Here is a 2,115-nt window from a genome sequence, read left to right on the forward strand (position 1 = left end):
CGCCCTTGATAGCCCTTTTCACAAACCCGTGCCTCATACCAGGTCGGCATACCCTGGATGTTGCTGGGGAAAATGTTACGCGGGCTCACCGGCACGCCCATTCGCATGATGGCCTTGGCGAACAGTTCGTTGGCCGAGGCCGAACCGGAACCGTTGACGTTGGCAAACTTGATGACGAAATCGTTGATGGCTTCAATGCGCTTCATACGGTCTCCAAAACACGGTTATCAATCTTGATGTCACGACACTGGGGCCCCGCCTGGGTCGTGTTGAGGAGGAACTTCTGCATGTCCCACGCCCCCGTGGGGCAGCGCTCGGCGCACAAACCGCAATGCAGGCAGACGTCTTCATCTTTCACCATGACCTTGCCGGTCTTGAGGGTGCCCGAGACGTACAGATCCTGCCCAGCGTGAAGCGCCGGTGCATTCAGGCGGGTGCGCAGATCGGCCTCTTCGCCGTTGGTGGTGAAGGTAATGCAGTCCATGGGACAGATGTCCACGCAGGCGTCACATTCAATACAGGTTTCCTTGGTGAAAACCGTTTGAACGTCGCAATTCAGGCAGCGGCTGGCTTCCCTGAACGCCGTGGCAGCATCAAAGCCCAACTCCACTTCCACCCGGATGTTGGCGAGCGCGATTTCCGCCTTGGCCCATGGCACTTTGAAACGCGTGTCAATTGACACATCGTTGTGGTAGCTCCACTCGTGAATGCCCATTTTTTGGGACATCAGGTTGGTGGTGGGTGCCGGGCGCCGACTGGTCTCTTGGCCATTCACAAACAGGTCAATCGACACCGCCGCCTCGTGCCCATGCGCCACCGCCGTGATGATGTTCTTTGGCCCGAAAGCCGCATCACCGCCAAAGAACACCCGTGGCACGGTGGACTGGAACGTATCCTTGCCCAACACCGGCAGCCCCCAGCGGTCGAACTCGATGCCGCAGTCCCGCTCGATCCACGGAAAGGCATTTTCCTGGCCCACGGCCAACAGCACCGTGTCGCATTCAAAGAACACATCCGGCGCACCAGTCGGCACCAGACTGCGACGGCCCTTCTCGTCATAAACCGCCTTGACCACCTCGAACTTCATGCCCAGCAGTTTGCCGTCTTGATGTTCGAAACTCTTGGGCACATGGAAGTTGATGATCGGGATACCTTCATGAACCGCGTCTTCCTTTTCCCAAGGCGACGCTTTCATTTCCTCAAAACCGCTGCGCACAATCACCTTGACGTCGGCACCGCCCAAACGACGGGCCGAACGGCAGCAGTCCATGGCGGTGTTGCCGCCGCCAAGCACGATGACCCGCTGCGCAATACTGGTGATGTGGCCAAAAGAGACCGACGCCAGCCAGTCGATGCCGATGTGAATATGGGCAGCGACCTCTTGACGGCCGGGGATTTCCAGGTCACGTCCGCGCGGTGCCCCACAGCCCACGAACACGGCGTCATAGCCTTGCGCCATCAGCGCACTCATGGAGTCAACGCGCTGGCTGCTCTTGAAGTCAACACCGAGATCCAGGATGTAACCGGTCTCTTCGTCAATCACCGACTCAGGCAGCCGAAAGCGCGGAATCTGCGAGCGGATAAAGCCACCGGCCTTGGCCTCGCCATCAAATACCGTCACCTCGTAGCCCAGTGGCACGAGGTCGCGCGCCACCGTCAGCGAAGCCGGCCCGGCGCCCACGCAAGCGATACGTTTTCCATTGCGCGCTGCCACCGTCGGCATGCGCCCCTTGACGTCGTCTTTCATGTCGGCGGCCACCCGCTTGAGCCGGCAGATCGCCACCGGTTCGGGCTTCTCGCCATTGTTTTCCTCGACCCGGCCGCGGCGGCAGGCGGGCTCACAAGGCCGGTCGCAGGTGCGTCCGAGAACGCCTGGAAACACGTTGGACACCCAATTGATCATGTAGGCGTCGCTATAGCGACCCTGACCGATCAGGCGAATGTATTCAGGTACGGGGGTGTGGGCCGGACAGGCCCATTGACAGTCAACGACCTTGTGGAAATAGGTTGGATCAGTCAGATTGGTAGGTTGCAAGTCTGTCTCCTGTGCCATGGTTGCGCCGCAGCAGCTGCGGGTGCTACTAGTCTACGCCTGCGCGCCCGCAAAAGACCCTC

Annotated in this window: 2 protein-coding genes; both read right to left on the reverse strand. The window is 59.9% G+C overall.

Translation table 11 applies throughout. The features are described 5' to 3' along the window. The coding region (locus B3V69_RS14410; RefSeq protein WP_296447655.1) for a 2-oxoacid:acceptor oxidoreductase family protein at positions 1 to 206 on the reverse strand (206 nt) is incomplete at its 3' end. Then, positions 203 to 2,035, reverse strand: coding sequence for an FAD-dependent oxidoreductase (locus tag B3V69_RS14415; protein ID WP_296447657.1), 1,833 nt, complete (start codon positions 2,033 to 2,035; stop codon positions 203 to 205). The genes B3V69_RS14415 and B3V69_RS14410, both read right to left, overlap by 4 nt. Positions 2,036 to 2,115: the final 80 nt, after the last annotated feature.

Origin of the sequence: Rhodoferax sp. UBA5149 (assembly GCF_002413825.1) — a bacterium.
Taxonomy (GTDB): domain Bacteria; phylum Pseudomonadota; class Gammaproteobacteria; order Burkholderiales; family Burkholderiaceae_C; genus Rhodoferax.